Origin of the sequence: Halomicrobium sp. HM KBTZ05, from assembly GCF_041530035.1 — an archaeon.
Taxonomy (GTDB): Archaea; Halobacteriota; Halobacteria; order Halobacteriales; family Haloarculaceae; genus Halomicrobium.
This window is the reverse complement of sequence record NZ_CP168057.1, coordinates 1,118,831-1,133,685: the sequence shown is the minus strand read 5'-3', so window position 1 is coordinate 1,133,685 and position 14,855 is coordinate 1,118,831. Positions and strand designations below refer to the sequence as shown.

Sequence of the window (14,855 nt, the reverse complement as noted above, 5' to 3'; positions counted from 1 at the left end):
CGGGTGGACATGCACGTAAAAGTGCTCGACGAACGCGTCGTCGAGCGGGCGAAAGCGCGCGGGCTGGACGCACTCGTCTACGCACCGCACTTCACACGGCTCCCAGAGATCGAATCCCGAGCGGCGCAGTTCTCCGACGACGAGCTGACCGTCGTCCCGGCCAGAGAGCTGTTCACCGGCAACTGGCAACAGCGCCGCCACGTCCTCGCCGTCGGGCTCTCCGATCCGGTGCCCGACTTTCTCACCCTGGAGGGGACGATGGAGGAACTGAAGCGCCAGAACGCCGCCGCGCTCGTTCCACATCCCGGCTTTCTCAACGTCAGTCTCACGCGTGAGGAGATCAGAGCACACCGCGACCGGATCGACGCCGTCGAGGTGTACAACCCGAAGCACTGGCCCCACCACAACCGCCGGGCGGAGGCGCTGGCGAGTGACTTCGGTATCGAGCCGTTCACCTCGTCGTACGCCCACGTCAGGGGCACCGTCGGCGAGGCCTGGGTCACCTTCGACCGCGAGATCGACGACGCCGACGATCTCGTCGGGGCGCTCCGCGAGGAGGCTCCCAGACGGGTGTTCCATCGAGACGGGCTCGCACATCAACTCCGCTGTGGCGTGGAGTTTTGCCACCTCAGCTACGAGAACAGCTGGTCGAAAGTCGATCGCCTCCTGTTGCAGGGAACGGAGCCGACCCACCCGAACCACGTCGCCTACGGCGGTCGGTTCGACGACGTGAAGGTGTACTAGGGGGCCGCCAGGCCGACGATCTGCATCGCCTCGGCCGGCACGTACTGCGGGAGGACGTGGACGAGGACGATCGCGACGACGACCTCGAAGGCGGTCACCACGACGGTGACGATCTCGGCGCGGTCGCTGGAGGTTGTGACGCCGGTGGGCGATCCGTACTCCTGGTCCGACAGCGGATAGAACAGCGCGATCCCCCGCCGAGAGCCGAAGTAGTCCAGCGCGTAGTGGGTCAAAACGCCGAGCCAGACCCACTGGAGGTTCGAGAAGTAGATCGGATACGCGAGGAAGATCGCGAGCACCGGGAGGTTGTGCAGCGTCTTGCGGTGGCGGCCGAAGGCCGTGTCCACGTCGGGAAAGAGCGCGCCGAGGACGACCGGCGCGGACACCTCGGCGATCGTGACGAACGTCACCACGTCACCGGAGGGTTCGAGGACGTACCCCAGTCCGATACTCAACAGGGCCGCGTTCAACACGTGCCCACGTTTGTTCATGCAGTGGTGGCTAGCTGGCGACCGGTATAATGGTCGGCGATTTCCACCGGCCGCCCTGTCGGTGCCGACCGGCGTGGGCGCAACCGTCAGGCTCGTCGCTGGACCGCGTCCCGGAGGTCCGAGAGGGCCTGTCTGGCGATTTCGCGTTTGACCGTCGTTCGATCGCCGTCGAACTCGTAGCGCTCGACCCACGTCGACGAGTCGCCGGTCCCCCAGGGCGCGGCGTAGGCGACGCCGACGTAGGCGGTGCCGACCGGCGTCTCCGCGGTCCCGCCCGAGGGGCCGGCGACGCCGGTGGTCGCGACGCCCCACGTCGTGTCGGCGGTGTCTCTGACGCCGCGAGCCATCTGGCGGGCGACCGGCTCGCTGACCGCGCCGGCCTCGTCGAGCGTCTCGCGGTCGACCGCCAGCAGGTCCCGCTTGGCGTCGTAGGAGTAGGTGACGACCGACCGGTCGAAGTAGTCACTCGACCCCGGCACGTCGGTCAGCAGCGAGCCGATCAGGCCGCCGGTACAGGACTCAGCGACGGCGACGGTCGCATCGGTCTCGCGCAGTGTCTCGCCGACGCGGGCCTCGATGCCGCCGTCAGTGTCGTCTGGCATACGCACACGTTGGCCGGACTGTCGGATAATGGTTCCACCCCGGCGTCGGCTTGACCGCTCGGTCAGAACCGACGGTCGGACCGACGCCTTATCTGTCGTCGAGGCGTACTGTCCACATGGCCTACAGAACGACGCTCGGCTGGTCGCTCCTCATACTGCCGGCTGTAACTTCGTGAGGATCTTCGCCACCCCGGGTGGCGAAATCGCTCACAGATTTACAGCCGGTAGTATCACTTCCGGACTCGTCACACTCGTCCTCGGCTTCCTCCCCGGTAGCGACCTCTTCTTGGGGATCGCCCTGCTCGTGGTCGGCGTCGTCGTCCTCCTCGTTCGGCAAGGGTGACGACCGCAGACAGAAAGAGAAAGGGGAGTCGACGTACACTGTCGATCATGGACTATCAAACGCCCCGGTTCTTCCGGGTGGTCCAGTACGCGCGACGCGCCGATCGAGACGTGATCGACATGGTGTCCGGAAGCCCGGACTGGGACCCGCCCGCAGGCATTCGCGACGGCCTGCGGGAGTACGCCGACTTCCCGGCCGACGACTTCCAGTACCTGCCCAGCGACGGACTCCCGGAACTACGCGATCACATCGCCGCCCGGCGCGGTGTCGACCGCGACCGCGTCATCGTCACCAACGGAGCCGGCGAAGCCAACCACCTCGCGGTGTTCGGCGGTCTCGAACGGTTCAGTGGCAACGAGATCCTGCTTACCGATCCGGTCTTCCCCTACTACGCCGGGCGAGCTCACTTCCTCGACGCCGACGTCGGGTTCGTCCCGGTCGAGGAGCAAGGCCACCTCGATCCCGAACGCGTCCGGGAACGGGCCAGCGAGGAGACGGCGGTGATCGTCGTCAACACGCCCAACAACCCGACGGGTGCGGTGTACGACGCCGACGTGATGGAACGGCTCGTCGAGATCGCCGAAGTGAACGACGCCCTGCTGGTCTCGGACGAGGTGTACGACCACTTCGACTACACCGGCCGGTTCAGTTCGGCCGTCGAGATCGACTCACCCAACGTCGTCGCCACCAACTCCTTCTCGAAGGCGATGGCGATCACGGGCCTGCGCGTCGGGTACGCCATCTTCCCGCCAGAAGACGGGCCGACCGGCGACCTGCTCGAACGAGCGCGAACGCGACACATGCTCACGAACGTCACCGGCTCGCGCCCGGCACAGTACGCCGTCCTGCGGGCGCTCAAGACGACGGGTCCCGAGTACTACGCCGACATCCGAGACCGACTCCGCGAGCGGATCGACACGTTCTGTGAGACACTGGAAGCTGCCGGAGCGGAGTACGACCGCCCCGAGGGTGGATTCTACGTGATGGCCCGCTTCGATGGCTACGACGGAAACTTCGATCACGCCTACGAACTGATCGACGAGGCCGGCGTCGCGGGGATGCCCGGCCAGGCCTTCGGCGACTCGCGCAGCGAGTGGTTCCGCTTCGCGCTGATGACACCGCGCGTCGACGAGGCAGCCGACCGGCTCGCGACGTTTTTCTCCCGATAGCTGACCCGCAGTCAGCGTCTGACACACGGACCGTGAGCGTCGAGTAGCGACGGCACCCGCTCCGGATGGCGGCGTCGTCGCCCGCCTCGTCTGAGATGGAACGTTGTCGTCGCGTCCCGGTGCGCACCGTCCTCCCGTCTCAGACGGATTATTGTAGATCTTTCCCGGATCGAGCGCACGACAGTGTGCGGTCGACCGGGCAGACGGCGACAATAATCCGTATCACTCCCTGACGACGTTCGATTCGAGGTCCCGCGGGTAGTAAGTGAGTCGCTCGATCCCGTCTGCCGTGATCGCGATCGTGTCCGAGTGGCGGTAGCCGGCCTCGTCGGTGTAGAGGCCGGGCTCGATCGTGTAGACGTGGCCCGGTCGCATCTCGGCGTCGTTGCCCCGGTCGATGTAGGGCGGTTCGTGGCCGTCCATCCCGATGTTGTGACCCACGTGGTGGCGCGCGAGGTCGGCGACGCCCTGCTCCTCGAAGTAGTCCCACACTGCCTGGTCGACGTGGCTGACCGGGACGCCGGGACCCATCGCCTCGAAGGCCACGTCCTGTGCTTCGACCATCAGTTCGAAGTAGTGGGCCTGCTCGTCGCTGACCTCGCCGACGAACATCGTCCGTTCGAGTTCGGCGTAGTAGCCGTCGACGTTGGCGGTCGCGCCCGTGACGAGCACGTCCCCGGTCGTGAGTCGCTCGTTGGGCGTGTGGCCGTGCGGGAGTGCCGTCTCCGAGCCGCTGATGTAGCCGGCGTGGACCGGGCCGTCGGCTCTGGTCCGGACGGCGTACTCGGATCCGAGCGTGTCCAGCATGGCCCGTGACGCCTCCAGCGACGCCCGCTGGCTGACCGTCGCCGGGTGAGCCCCCGGCTCGGTGAGGTCTGCGAGGTGGCGGTGCCCGAGATTCGCCCACCGCGCGGACTCCTCGATCAGGTCGACTTCGGCGTCGCTCTTTGCCTCGCGCATTCCGGCCACCCAGCCGTCGTGTTCGGTCACGTCGAGGAACTCGCTCAGCGCTGGCCCCTCGTAGCCCATCACGCCGGGCGCGCCGTCGCTGTCTGCGAGGACCGCCTCGACGCCGAGTTCGGCGATCGTCTCGGCGACCGTCGCGATCGGCTCGCCGCCGGGGTAGTCGAAGTAGCTGTGGACGGCGTCGATCCGTGGGTTTGGCTCGACGCGCTCGACTTCGAGCCGGGGCACGGTGATCTCGACGCGCCCGTCGGTGACGACCAGCGCGACCGGGCGCTCGGTCTGGATGTGGTGAAAGCCGGTCAGATACTCGATGCTCGTCGCGTCGAACCAGACGGCACCGTCGGCGTCGGCTGCCGCCAGCCGGTCGCGGACGTTCGCGAGGCGATCGCGGAACTCGCTCGCCGGAAGTGTTGTCGGCATACTCGCTCCAAGAGCCCGGCCAGAAAAAAGCCACCGCCGCCGGCACTCTCAGAGGCGGTCCCGCGCGGCTTCGAACGCCTCGCGCGTGTTGAGGTTCTCGAAGGTCTCCATCGTCGCGTGGCGTTCGACCTCGTCGCGGTCGAGCACTGCGACGTCGAGGGCGTCCAGTGTGACGGCCACGCGACGCTGACCGTCGTCGAGCGCCCGCCGGCAGGCGTCGGTCATCGCGTCGGCGTGATAGACCGCCTGTGTCGTCTGGAACCACTCGTCGGGCCGTGGGACGGCAGCCTCGCGGCCCGCCGCTCGTTCGAAGAGGTGTGCGACCAGAGCGGGCTCGACGAACGGCATGTCGCAGGCGACGACGGCGGCGTACTCTCCCGCGACCGCGTCGAGTCCCGTCTCGATCCCGGCCAGCGGGCCGCGGTCAGGGACGGGATCTATCGCGAACGAGACCGGCACGTCGAGGCCGTCGAGGGCCGCCGCCACGTCCCGGCGCTGATCGGCGCGGCAGTTGACCACCAGCTCGTCGACGACCGGCGCGAGGCGGTCAGCGACCCGTCGGATCATCGGCGTCCCCGCGAGGTCGGCCAGCGCCTTGTCTCGGTCGCCAAAGCGCGTCGAGCGCCCGCCAGCGACGACGACGCCGCTGTGCATGGCTGGGCGTTCGCGGCACGCGCTAAAGAGCCTTCGCCGAACAGGTGCCGTGTGGGACCGGCGTCGATCACAGACGCCCCCGAGAGGGCCACAAGCACAACCCCTTTGCACCGGCCAGCCCAAGCACTCGCCAATGTCGAAGTGCGACGCGTGTGGCAAGACCGAGAACATGCCGTACCGGTGTCACCACTGCGGGGGGACATATTGCTCGGAGCACCGGCTGCCGGAGGCACACGACTGTCCGGGGCTGGACGACTGGGGTGACCCCGACGGCGTGTTCGACAGCGGATTCGACGACAGTGTCGACGACGGCGGCGGGAACGGCGGTCTGGGAGACCGCCTCTCGGTCGACACCGGGCCGGGCAGCATCCTCGGATACTTCCGCGGGAACGCGACCTACACCATGCTGGGGCTGATGTGGGTCACTTTCCTCTTGCAGCATCTGGTCGTCCTCGTGGGCATCCCGATCGGCGGGCCGACCTGGAGCGCGATCTTCACGCTCCAGCCCCAGCACCCCGAGTACGTCTGGACCTGGTTCACCTCCGTGTTCTCCCACGCGCCGCTGAGCCTCGGCCACATCGCGCTGAACAGCATCGTGATCTTCTTCTTCGGCCGGATCGTCGAGGACTACGTCGGATCGAAGCAGTTCACGATCCTGTTTCTCGTCTCCGGTGCGCTGGCCGGCCTCGGACAGATCGGGCTCTCACACCTGCTCGTCTTCCTCGATTACCAGCCCGCCCTCGGTGCCGGCGTTCTGGGAGCCAGCGGTGCCGGGCTGGCAATCATGGGCGTCCTGACGGTCCTCAACCCCAGCCTCCGGGTCTACCTCTACTTCCTGATTCCGGTGCCGATCTGGGCGATCACCGGCTTCTACCTGATCGTCAGCGTCGCCGGGATTCTCGGCGTCGGCGGCGGCTTCACCGGCGGCAACGTCGCCGACATGGCCCACCTCGTCGGTCTCGTGATCGGGCTGTGGTACGGCAGCCAGGTCAAAGGCCAGCGTCGGACGCCCAATCAGTTGCAGTTCGGTGGCGGCGGTCGCGGACCCGGCGGTCCCGGCGGACCGGGTGGTCCCGGCCGCGGCCGGTTCTGATGGAGCCCGCTCGACCCGATTTCCTTCCGGACCCCGCGCTCGGGCGCGACGAGATGGAGTCGCTCCAGCGAGAGATCGCGGCGACGGCGACGTTCGCGGACGATCTGGACTTCGACCCGGCCACCCTGGGCCGCAGCGAGCCGGACCAGCAGCGACTCGGCGACCACGGCGAGGGCGAGCGTGACGCCGGGGACCCGCCGCTGGTCGCGGGCGTCGACCAGGCGTTCGTCGACGACGTGGCGGTCTCGGCGGTCGTCCTCACCCGCGGCGGCGAAGTCGTCGAACGGGTCCACGCCGCCGTCGAGACCGAGATCCCCTACGTCCCCGGCCTGCTCTCCTTTCGCGAGGGCGGCGCGATCGTCGCGGCGCTGGGCGAACTCCGACGGACGCCGGACCTGCTGGTCGTCGACGGCAGCGGACGCATCCACTTCCGCGAGGCCGGGCTGGCGACCCACGTCGGCGTCCTGTTCGACGTGCCCGCGATCGGCGTCGCCAAGAGCCTCCTCTGTGGGGAGCCCCGCGAGTCGCTGGACCGGACGCTCCCGGTCGGCGCGACCGTCGGCATCGAGGCCGACGACAGCGTCGAGACCGCCGAGCCGGGGACGCTGATCGGCCACGCCGTCCAGACGCGGCAGTACGACTCGCCGAACCGCCACATCAACCCCCTCTACGTCAGCCCCGGCCACCGCGTCGGGGCCGCGGCGGTCCCGGAGCTCGTGCTCGCGACCACGGCCGGCTACAAGCTCCCGGAACCGACCCGGCTGGCCGACAGCGACGCCGACGAGGCGAAAGCCACAGTGCGAGAGGATCGGGCCTGACACCGCCGACCGCCACGCCGTCGACCGTTCCGTGAGACTGATGTGCCAGTCGCCGGAAGCCGCGTGTATGTCCCTCCAGCGACCGTTCGTCGACGCGGCCGGCGGCCTCGACACCGACGCGATCATCCGCGAAGCGGTCCCCATCAGCGCGCTCATCCTGGTGTTCGTCGCCGTGGCGATCGTCCCGGCGACGCTGGGGCTGTGGCTGGGCGGCGGGCTCGGATTGCTGTTCTCGGTGATCGCACAGTTCGTCCTCGCGGTCGGGGCCGCCATCGTCCTGCTGTACGTGATCGTCCGGGCGCTCCAGCTCCACGAGGAACACGAGTCGGCGGCGACCGACGGAGCGGCCGGCCGGTGACGGGAAGGTTAACTATCAGGGGGGCGAGGCTGCCGACATGACGAAGACGGCGCTGATAACGGGTGCCTCCTCTGGCATCGGGCAGGCGACGGCCGAGGCGTTTCTCGCGGACGACTGGCAGGTGTGGGCGACGGCCCGGAACGAGGCCGACGTGGCCGGTCTCGCCGACTCGGGTGCGAAGACGGCCGAACTCGACGTGACCAACGCCCGCGAGTGCGAGCGGGTCGTCGAGACGGTCGTCGGAGCCGAGGGCCGCATCGACTGTCTAGTCAACAACGCGGGCTACGGCCAGTACGGCCCCCTCGAAGACGTGACGACGGCACAGCTCCACGAGCAGTTCGACGTGAACGTCTACGGCCCCCACCGACTCACGCGGGAGGTCCTGCCCCACATGCGGGACCGCGAGGACGGCACGATCGTCAACGTCTCCAGCGTCAACGGCCGGATCGCGACGCCGGGGGCCGGAGCCTACGCCGGCTCGAAGTTCGCCCTCGAAGCGATGAGCGACTCGCTGCGGGCCGAGGTCGCCGACTTCGGCGTCGACGTGGTCCTGGTCGAGCCCGGTCCCGTGGAGACGAGCTTCGTCGACCGGGCGGGCGAGGCGATGGCCGACACGGAAGCCTCGGGCGCGTACGGATGGCTCTACGACCTCTACGAGGACACCGCGCTGGTCAGCGAGAACGCGGTGTCGGTCTCGCCCGAAACGGTCGCGCACACGATCCGCGACGCCGCCGTGACCACCGACCCGCAGCCGCGATACCCCGTCGGCCAGTTCGCTCGCGTCGCCACCCTCGCCAGCCACCTCCCGGGTCGCTGGCGGGACCTGGCGGTCGCCCTCCTGCGGAAGCTCGTCTGACCGACGCGGCGTTTTTGCGACTCGGGCACGTCGTGTCGGTATGTCCGACGCTGCCGTGCTCCTGTTCGACGGGGTCGAATCGCTCGACGCCGTCGGTCCGTACGACGTGCTGGCGAGAGCCACAGAGAGCGATATCGCTCTCTCCGACGTGGCGCTCGTGACCGCGACACCGACCGAGAGCGTGACCGCGAGCAAGGGCACCGAGATCGTGCCCCACGGCACGCTCGACGCCGAGGACCCACCAGACTACCTGCTCGTGCCGGGCGGGCGCTGGGCCAGCGGGACCGCTGGGGGCGTCAGAGCGGCCGTCGAACGCGGCGTCGTCCCGGATCTCGTCGCGGACTGTCACGCCGCCGGCTCGACGGTCGCCGCAGTCTGTACCGGTGCGATGGTACTCGCCCGCGCCGGACTCCTCGAGGGCCGCCCGGCAGTGACCCACGCCAGCGCGCTGTCGGACCTCGCCGCCACGGACGCGACGGTGGTCGACGCGCGCGTCGTCGACGACGGCGACGTGCTCACTGCCGGCGGCGTCACCGCCGGCATCGATCTCGCGCTGTGGCTCGTCGAACGCGAGTGGGGCGCAGGCGTCGCCGAGAACGTGCGAGCGACGCTCGAATACGACCGCTCGGACGACATCTACCGGAGCGAGAGCGCCTAGTCCAGGCAGGCCGCGACGACTTCCAGCAGTTCCTCCCCCTGAACTTCCTCGGCCAGCAGCGGCACGCGCCGGACCTCGTGGCCCCGGAAGAGGTCCTGAGAGCGGGCCAGCGCGTCCTGCTGGACTGACCACCGACGGGCACAGAACTCGCAGTCGTCGTGGTTCGGACCGACGTAGTCGTCCGGCAGTTCCGTGTCGACGACGCTGTCGAGGTCCTGTAACACGCGGTTGACGACGAGGGTTCCCGCCGGGATACCGAAAGCGTCCAGCCGGTCTAGCAGCCGCTCGGACTCCATCACCGAGAGCTCTTCGGGCACCATCACGACCCGGAAGTCGGTCTTCTCGGGATCGCGCAAGATCGCCCGGAGCTGTTCGATCTGCTCGCGCATCGCCTGGAGGTCGCGCTCCATCTCCTCCTGGTCCGCGTCGTCGCCGAACATCCCGCCCAGTCCCTCCAGCATGCCCGACATGCGCTCTTTGAGCGTCAGCAACTTTCCGAGCATCGAGTCCATGGCCTCGGGCAGTTCCAGCAGGCGAAGCGTGTGGCCGGTCGGCGCGGTGTCGACGACCACGCGCTCGAAGCGGTCGTCGTCCATGTACTGCAAGAGCAGTCGCATGGCAGCGGCCTCGTCGGAACCCGGCATCGATCCCGCGAGCGGGTTCGCGTCATCGCCGCCCAGCAACTGTTCGAGACCCCCGAGGTCGCCGTCCATCCCCAGTGGCCCCTCACCGACGGCGGCCTCCGGGTCGATCTCGGCGGCGTACAGCGGGAGGTCCTCGCGGATCCGGGCGGGCTCGGCGGGGATCTCGGTCCCGAGCGTGTCCGACAGGGAGTGTGCCGGGTCGGTCGAGACGACCAGCGTCGCCGTGCCGTCGCGGGCGCTCGCGAGCGCCGTCGCCGCGGCACAGGTCGTCTTGCCGACGCCGCCTTTGCCGCCGTAGAGGACGTAGTCCGGCGCGTCGACACCGGTCGGCGCGTCGATCTCTTCGACCGTCTCGACGTCGAGTTCGCTCATACGTGGAGGTACACCGTTCCGTCCTTGAGACTGTCGACTGGGTAGTGACTCGAACGACGGCTGTGACTCGCGGGGACCTGGAAAAACGGACCGGACTACTGCCGAGAGGAGCGTGCTTCGCGCACGTCTGCGCCGTCACGAAGCTTGTCCTCGCAGTAGGGGCAGACCCGTGGCCCGTCGTGTCCTTCGGGCGTGAAGACCCGAACGTACTGCTCTGTTACGAACTCTCCGCAGTTCTGGCACTCGGGCATCTATTATTTCACTCACACGATTGCATATATGTTTTCCGCATCGCCACACTGTTGCCGGCAGTCGCCTCGAGGTGTGTGCGCCGAGCGGACGTCCGGCCAAAAGATATACACTACGGCTCCGACACCCGTCCATGGACGATCTGACGCGGCGGCGGCTGCTGGGTGGGACCGCCGGACTGGTGGCCGGGACGGCGGGCTGTGTCGGCGGTGACGCCAACACCGACGCCGACGCCACTCCGACCGACCGGGAGCTGATGACCAGCGGGAGCAGCGACGTGGACTTCGATCACCCGTCGGCGACGGGGATCAACGACCAGCCGACGCTCGGAGACCGGAGCCGGCAGGGGGTCATCGTCGCCTTCGAGGACCCCTCCTGTCCGACCTGCCGGCGGTTCAACCAGAACACGTTTCCACAGATCGAGTCCGAACTGCTCGCGCCCGGCGACGTGGCCTACGTCTTCCGGGGGTATCCCGTCGTCTACGAGTGGGGTGGCCCGGCGACTCGGGCGCTGGAGGCGACGTTCGCTCGCGACCCGGCGGCCGTCTGGGACCTGAAGGCACACTACTTCGACCAGCAGGGGCAGTTCTCGACGGACAACGTCCTCGATCGCACCCGCTCGTACCTCGACGACGCGACCGACGTGGACGGATCGGCGGTCGTCACAGCGGTGAGCGAAGACGCCGCCGCCGAGGCGGTCCAGACCGACTACGACGCCGGACAGGCCGCTGGCGCGTCGGGGACGCCGACGTTCTACCTGTTCCGAGACGGCGAGTACCAGACGACGGTCAACGGAGCCCAGGACTTCACGGTCTTCGAGAACGTCCTGCTGGGATGATGGTCTCGCTACCGACGCGCCGGGCCGACTGGCGACTGATGGGACGCACTGCGCGGCTCGTCGTGACGATCCCCGCCTACGCCGCGGTCGCTCTCGCCGCCACGGGTGCGGGACTGACCGCCTTCTCGCTGTCGCTGAACGTCTCGCTCGTCGTCGACACGCTCTCGCTGCCCATCTCCACGGGGTCGAAAGTCGAGCTTCTCGTGAGCCTCTATCCCTTCGTCGGCACCGCCTTCACGCCGCTCCAGGGCGGCCTGCTCGTGGTCGTCGCCGCCACGCTGGGGGTCAACGTCGCGATGGTGGTCTACCACTTCCGAGAACACGGCCTCTCGCTCCAGCAGGGCGGCACGAGCGTCCTCGGGGCGGTGCTTGGCGCGCTCGGGGCCGGCTGTGCGGCCTGTGGCTCGGCGATCTTGCTGGGACTGTTGTCGCTGGTCGGCGTCTCGACCTCGCTGCTGTGGCTCCCTCTCGACGGCCTCGAATTCGCCGTGGTGGCACTGCTCGTCGTCGTTCTGTCGACGTACTGGCTGGCCGACGGCATGCGCGGCGGGCAGATCAACGGCTGTCCCGTGGACGTCTGAGCCCGTCGGCAGTGCCAGTCGAGGGACGGTCCGGCGACTCGCGGGTCGCTCGCGCGTCGTAGCGTCGCACCAGCACGCCGAGCCACCAGCACTTCAGCGCGACGCCCAGCGCCGTCGCGGCCGCGGCCGCCGTCGGGCGGCGTCGCCACGCGGCGTACAGCGCGTACCCAAAGGCCGCGGCACCGACGGCGTTGCACACGTTGGGGTAGGCCAGCCCGATCGTCGGGCGCTGCTCGTCGTCGATCCACCACCGTTCGGCGAGGACCGCACGGGTCATCCAAGCGTCGTCGGTCTCTGGCGGCGAGAACAGGACTGGGTTGAGCACCGTCCAGACGAGCGCCGCCGCGAGTAGTCGCCAGTCGCGCCGGTAGATCGCGCACACGATCACGGGGCCGGTGGGAACGCGCGACCAGCCGCTCTTGGGGTTCGCGTGGCGACGCCAGAACGCGGCCCGCGCACGCTCTGCTCGTGAGTCGCTTATGGTGGCAGTACGGACCGGTGGCCCAAATACGTCGGCCACGGCTACGGGCGGTCCCAGAAGCGGTCGAGCTGGTCGGCCAGGAACTCCGGGGTCAGCTGCGTGAACTCCTCGCGTTCGTTCTCCGGCAGGAACTCGTAGACGGAGTGGCGTGCCTCGGGACAGTAGCGCCGGCCGACGAACGCCCGGACGCCGACCTCCTCGGCCCCGCGGATCACCCGCCCGATGGCCTGGCGGGCGCGCCGGACCGCGGGCACGGTCAGGGCGTACTCGAAGGCCACGTCGTCGCCGAAGGCGTCGCCGTATGCCCGCTTGACCCCCCGGACCCGCGGCGAGCCGATGTTGACCAGCGGGATGCCGACGACGGCACAGGTCGAGAGCTTCTCGCCGTCGTAGTCGACGCCCTCGGTGAGCGTGCCCCGTGCGCTGGTGACGAGCACCTTGCCGGGCCCGTCGTAGAAGCGCTGCTTGAGGCGGTTCGTCGCGTCGTTGCTGGACGACTCGTCGACGAGGACCGGCTTGTCGACGGCGTCGTCGAGGTACGCGCCGGCCCACGCGGCCTCTCGGTAGTTCGGCATCGCCACGAGGACGTTGCCCGGCGAGCGCGCCAGGGCTCGCAGGGCGTGAGCGTACTCGTCGCGGGTCGGGTTCCAGGCCTCGCCCAGCGGTCGCATCGACTCGGGATCGCCGCGGTTGCGGGCCGTAAAGGGGCGACAGTCCACGAGATACGACGCGCGATTGTCCGCGGGAAAGGTCAGTCTGTAGGTCGCGGCCTTGACGAAGCGAGGGTCCCGGTCCGGGCCGCCGTCACGGAGGAAAGAGAGTCCGGAGACGTGCTGGAACACGTCCAGCGGTTCGAGCGTCGCACTCATCAGGACACCCCCGCCCAGGTCGTCGAAGACGTTGCGAAGCGCCGTCGAGGGCATGCAGTTGTAACACAGCAGCCCGGCGGTGTACGCGACCTCGTAGTCGGCGTCGACGTGGCGCTCGTCGGCGGGTGCGTGTTCCAGTTCGATCTCGCGGAGGAAGCCGGCGTGGTCGCGCTCCCACCACTGGCCCGCGATCGTCCCGACGGCGGCACAGACCGGCGTCCGTGCGAGCCCCAGCGTGTCGATTGCCTCTTCGACCGCCGCACCGATCTTCGGGAGCGATCGCCACAGACCGCCGTCGTACCCCTCGCGCTCGGCCCACTCGGTCAGGACGTCTTGTTCGACGGTCTCCGGGTCTCGCAGCGGAATTTCGTGGTCGCGCTGGGGGAGCTGGTCGGGGTCGGTGCGCCACCCCTCGAACTCGCCGTCGAGGTAGGACCGAACCCGGTCGTCGAGCCAGTCCAGCACGTCGTCGTAGAACTGCTGGGCCTGCTCGACGGCCGCCAGCGGGACCTCGCGTGCGGCGAGCACCTCCTCGACTTGCTGTCGGTGGTCGTCGCTCTGGCGAGCCCGCTGGAGCAGGAAGTTGAGGTCGTTGCTGGCCTGTGTGAGCGTCTGTCTCCCGACGCGGTCCGAGAGCAGGTCCCGGACGCGCTCTTCGAGCCGGTGGGCCTCGTCGACGACCACGAACGTGTCCTCGTCGAGGATCGAGGCGAGGAGCGGACGGGTCTGTGGGTCGAACAGGTGGTTGTAGTTGCCGATCACCACGTCGGCGGCCTCCAGCAGGACGCTCATCGCGCGGTGTGGACAGGTGCCGTACTCCACCGACGCGGGGAGGTACTCCTCGGCCGTGACGACGCTGTGTTCCCCGACGCCGAAGTCGATTGGCGAGCCGGTGTTGCGGGCGTACCAGTCGGCCTCGAACGGGCAGTACAGCGGCGGATCGTCGCTCTCGGCGATCTCCTCGGGTGCGGCGGGCTGGCTGGGGCGGTACGGAGAGTCGGCACCGGCGGTCCCCAGCGTGCCCTCGCCGAGGCGCTGCTGGTCGCGGGCGTCCGGTCGGGCCGCCGCCGCGAGGTCGCTGGCGATCTGTGGGTCCCACCACTGCTCGTCGTCGCCCAGTTCCGCCTCGATGGCGGCGCTGGCCGGCGCGTGGTCGGTGCCGTCGCCCTCGGCCTCGACGAGCCGTGCCGTGTTCTCGCGCAGGTCTTCACAGCGGTCGTGGACGGAGCCGTCCTCGGGGAAGATACCTTCGCGCCCGTACGGACAGAGGTCGCGCTTGCCGACCAGCGAGATGCCACGCAGTGGCTCGTCCAGTCCGGCGTTCATCGCGCGCAGGTCGGTGACGAACTGCTGGAGTTGCTGTTTGACCGGCGTCACGACGACGATCCGCTCGTAGTGGCCGGCGTCGAGCAGGTGTGCACCGGCCGTCAGGGCCGCCATCGTCTTGCCGGTGCCACAGGGGCCCTCCATCGCGAGGTAGCCCCGCGCCTGGCCGGCCTCGATCGCGCGCTCGATGGCGTCGCCCTGGTTCGCGTACGGCTCGTCGAACGCGAAGTACTCCTCCCAGCCACGTTCGTCGGCCGCCGAGTCTCCCATTACACCGGCCTTCGTCGTCCCTCCGTTTGAACGTCCGGATCTTCCCGCGCCGA

General features: G+C 68.9%; 18 protein-coding genes. 9 read left to right on the top strand and 9 right to left on the bottom strand.

Annotation, left to right across the window (positions count from 1 at the left end; translation table 11 throughout):
• The first annotated feature begins 9 nt into the window (after positions 1–9).
• The gene (locus tag ACAH01_RS05855) at positions 10–744 is read left to right on the top strand and encodes a PHP-associated domain-containing protein (protein WP_372480544.1); all 735 of its coding nucleotides are present in this window, start codon (positions 10–12) and stop codon (positions 742–744) included.
• Here ACAH01_RS05855 and ACAH01_RS05850 read toward each other — a convergent pair.
• From ACAH01_RS05850 to ACAH01_RS05840, 3 genes are all read right to left on the bottom strand, one after another.
• Complete coding sequence (locus tag ACAH01_RS05850) at positions 741–1,235, bottom strand: metal-dependent hydrolase (protein ID WP_372480543.1); 495 nt, start codon at positions 1,233–1,235, stop codon at positions 741–743. The two genes, ACAH01_RS05855 and ACAH01_RS05850, sit on opposite strands and share 4 nt — an antisense overlap.
• An 86-nt stretch (positions 1,236–1,321) precedes the next feature.
• Positions 1,322–1,837 carry a CinA family protein gene (locus tag ACAH01_RS05845; protein ID WP_170094969.1) on the bottom strand — a complete coding sequence of 172 codons (516 nt, stop codon included), beginning with the start codon at positions 1,835–1,837 and terminating at the stop codon, positions 1,322–1,324.
• Positions 1,838–1,958: 121 nt separating this feature from the next.
• Entirely contained in the window at positions 1,959–2,174 is a 216-nt protein-coding gene (locus ACAH01_RS05840; protein ID WP_372480542.1) for a hypothetical protein, read from the bottom strand.
• A 53-nt stretch (positions 2,175–2,227) separates the two neighbouring features.
• Between ACAH01_RS05840 and ACAH01_RS05835 the strand changes: the two genes are divergently transcribed.
• The gene (locus tag ACAH01_RS05835) at positions 2,228–3,349 is read left to right on the top strand and encodes a pyridoxal phosphate-dependent aminotransferase (protein ID WP_372480541.1); all 1,122 of its coding nucleotides are present in this window, start codon (positions 2,228–2,230) and stop codon (positions 3,347–3,349) included.
• Between the two features lie 222 nt (positions 3,350–3,571).
• Here the strand turns inward: ACAH01_RS05835 and ACAH01_RS05830 are convergent, their stop codons facing one another.
• Positions 3,572–4,735 carry a Xaa-Pro peptidase family protein gene (locus ACAH01_RS05830; protein ID WP_170094971.1) on the bottom strand — a complete coding sequence of 388 codons (1,164 nt, stop codon included), beginning with the start codon at positions 4,733–4,735 and terminating at the stop codon, positions 3,572–3,574.
• A 48-nt stretch (positions 4,736–4,783) separates the two neighbouring features.
• Positions 4,784–5,389, bottom strand: coding sequence for a molybdenum cofactor guanylyltransferase (locus tag ACAH01_RS05825; protein WP_372480540.1), 606 nt, complete (start codon positions 5,387–5,389; stop codon positions 4,784–4,786).
• Between the two features lie 133 nt (positions 5,390–5,522).
• On the opposite strand from ACAH01_RS05825, the gene ACAH01_RS05820 reads away from it, so the two are divergent.
• The 5 genes from ACAH01_RS05820 to ACAH01_RS05800 all read left to right on the top strand — a co-directional run bounded on the left by ACAH01_RS05820 (position 5,523) and on the right by ACAH01_RS05800 (position 9,172).
• Positions 5,523–6,482 carry a rhomboid family intramembrane serine protease gene (locus ACAH01_RS05820; RefSeq protein ID WP_170094973.1) on the top strand — a complete coding sequence of 320 codons (960 nt, stop codon included), beginning with the start codon at positions 5,523–5,525 and terminating at the stop codon, positions 6,480–6,482.
• Positions 6,482–7,300, top strand: a complete 819-nt coding sequence (locus ACAH01_RS05815; protein WP_372480539.1) for an endonuclease V — start codon at positions 6,482–6,484, stop codon at positions 7,298–7,300. The genes ACAH01_RS05820 and ACAH01_RS05815 overlap by 1 nt, the downstream gene beginning before the upstream one ends.
• A 67-nt stretch (positions 7,301–7,367) precedes the next feature.
• Positions 7,368–7,658 carry a hypothetical protein gene (locus ACAH01_RS05810; protein WP_372480538.1) on the top strand — a complete coding sequence of 97 codons (291 nt, stop codon included), beginning with the start codon at positions 7,368–7,370 and terminating at the stop codon, positions 7,656–7,658.
• Between the two features lie 37 nt (positions 7,659–7,695).
• Positions 7,696–8,514 carry an SDR family oxidoreductase gene (locus ACAH01_RS05805; RefSeq protein WP_208626565.1) on the top strand — a complete coding sequence of 273 codons (819 nt, stop codon included), beginning with the start codon at positions 7,696–7,698 and terminating at the stop codon, positions 8,512–8,514.
• Positions 8,515–8,554: 40 nt separating this feature from the next.
• Positions 8,555–9,172, top strand: coding sequence for a DJ-1/PfpI family protein (locus ACAH01_RS05800; protein ID WP_372480537.1), 618 nt, complete (start codon positions 8,555–8,557; stop codon positions 9,170–9,172).
• Here the strand turns inward: ACAH01_RS05800 and ACAH01_RS05795 are convergent.
• Positions 9,169–10,188, bottom strand: coding sequence for a TRC40/GET3/ArsA family transport-energizing ATPase (locus ACAH01_RS05795; RefSeq protein ID WP_170094978.1), 1,020 nt, complete (start codon positions 10,186–10,188; stop codon positions 9,169–9,171). The genes ACAH01_RS05800 and ACAH01_RS05795 overlap by 4 nt on opposite strands.
• Before the next feature lie 95 nt (positions 10,189–10,283).
• Complete coding sequence (locus ACAH01_RS05790) at positions 10,284–10,439, bottom strand: hypothetical protein (protein ID WP_015763918.1); 156 nt, start codon at positions 10,437–10,439, stop codon at positions 10,284–10,286.
• Positions 10,440–10,570: 131 nt separating this feature from the next.
• Here ACAH01_RS05790 and ACAH01_RS05785 point away from each other — a divergent pair, with 131 nt between their 5' ends.
• The gene (locus ACAH01_RS05785) at positions 10,571–11,275 is read left to right on the top strand and encodes a DsbA family protein (RefSeq protein WP_170094979.1); all 705 of its coding nucleotides are present in this window, start codon (positions 10,571–10,573) and stop codon (positions 11,273–11,275) included.
• On the top strand, positions 11,272–11,856 hold the full coding sequence (locus ACAH01_RS05780; RefSeq protein WP_372480536.1) for a hypothetical protein: 585 nt from the start codon (positions 11,272–11,274) through the stop codon (positions 11,854–11,856). The genes ACAH01_RS05785 and ACAH01_RS05780 overlap by 4 nt, the downstream gene beginning before the upstream one ends.
• Here ACAH01_RS05780 and ACAH01_RS05775 read toward each other — a convergent pair.
• Together ACAH01_RS05775 and ACAH01_RS05770 are read right to left on the bottom strand one after the other, a co-directional pair.
• Entirely contained in the window at positions 11,831–12,337 is a 507-nt protein-coding gene (locus tag ACAH01_RS05775) for a DUF6653 family protein (RefSeq protein WP_372480794.1), read from the bottom strand. The two genes, ACAH01_RS05780 and ACAH01_RS05775, sit on opposite strands and share 26 nt — an antisense overlap.
• A 41-nt stretch (positions 12,338–12,378) precedes the next feature.
• Entirely contained in the window at positions 12,379–14,802 is a 2,424-nt protein-coding gene (locus ACAH01_RS05770) for a helicase C-terminal domain-containing protein (protein WP_372480535.1), read from the bottom strand.
• Positions 14,803–14,855 lie beyond the last annotated feature (53 nt).

Excerpts from the sequence above, each read along its gene's own strand:
- ACAH01_RS05815 (WP_372480539.1), top strand. The coding sequence starts at position 6,482 with ATGGAGCCCGCTCGACCCGATTTCCTTCCGGACCCCGCGCTCGGGCGC.
- ACAH01_RS05830 (WP_170094971.1), bottom strand. The coding sequence starts at position 4,735 with ATGCCGACAACACTTCCGGCGAGCGAGTTCCGCGATCGCCTCGCGAAC.
- ACAH01_RS05810 (WP_372480538.1), top strand. The coding sequence starts at position 7,368 with ATGTCCCTCCAGCGACCGTTCGTCGACGCGGCCGGCGGCCTCGACACC.
- ACAH01_RS05835 (WP_372480541.1), top strand. The coding sequence starts at position 2,228 with ATGGACTATCAAACGCCCCGGTTCTTCCGGGTGGTCCAGTACGCGCGA.
- ACAH01_RS05805 (WP_208626565.1), top strand. The coding sequence starts at position 7,696 with ATGACGAAGACGGCGCTGATAACGGGTGCCTCCTCTGGCATCGGGCAG.
- ACAH01_RS05790 (WP_015763918.1), bottom strand. The coding sequence starts at position 10,439 with ATGCCCGAGTGCCAGAACTGCGGAGAGTTCGTAACAGAGCAGTACGTT.
- ACAH01_RS05850 (WP_372480543.1), bottom strand. The coding sequence starts at position 1,235 with ATGAACAAACGTGGGCACGTGTTGAACGCGGCCCTGTTGAGTATCGGA.
- ACAH01_RS05825 (WP_372480540.1), bottom strand. The coding sequence starts at position 5,389 with ATGCACAGCGGCGTCGTCGTCGCTGGCGGGCGCTCGACGCGCTTTGGC.
- ACAH01_RS05845 (WP_170094969.1), bottom strand. The coding sequence starts at position 1,837 with ATGCCAGACGACACTGACGGCGGCATCGAGGCCCGCGTCGGCGAGACA.
- ACAH01_RS05795 (WP_170094978.1), bottom strand. The coding sequence starts at position 10,188 with ATGAGCGAACTCGACGTCGAGACGGTCGAAGAGATCGACGCGCCGACC.
- ACAH01_RS05800 (WP_372480537.1), top strand. The coding sequence starts at position 8,555 with ATGTCCGACGCTGCCGTGCTCCTGTTCGACGGGGTCGAATCGCTCGAC.
- ACAH01_RS05770 (WP_372480535.1), bottom strand. The coding sequence starts at position 14,802 with ATGGGAGACTCGGCGGCCGACGAACGTGGCTGGGAGGAGTACTTCGCG.
- ACAH01_RS05785 (WP_170094979.1), top strand. The coding sequence starts at position 10,571 with ATGGACGATCTGACGCGGCGGCGGCTGCTGGGTGGGACCGCCGGACTG.
- ACAH01_RS05820 (WP_170094973.1), top strand. The coding sequence starts at position 5,523 with ATGTCGAAGTGCGACGCGTGTGGCAAGACCGAGAACATGCCGTACCGG.
- ACAH01_RS05780 (WP_372480536.1), top strand. The coding sequence starts at position 11,272 with ATGATGGTCTCGCTACCGACGCGCCGGGCCGACTGGCGACTGATGGGA.
- ACAH01_RS05855 (WP_372480544.1), top strand. The coding sequence starts at position 10 with ATGCACGTAAAAGTGCTCGACGAACGCGTCGTCGAGCGGGCGAAAGCG.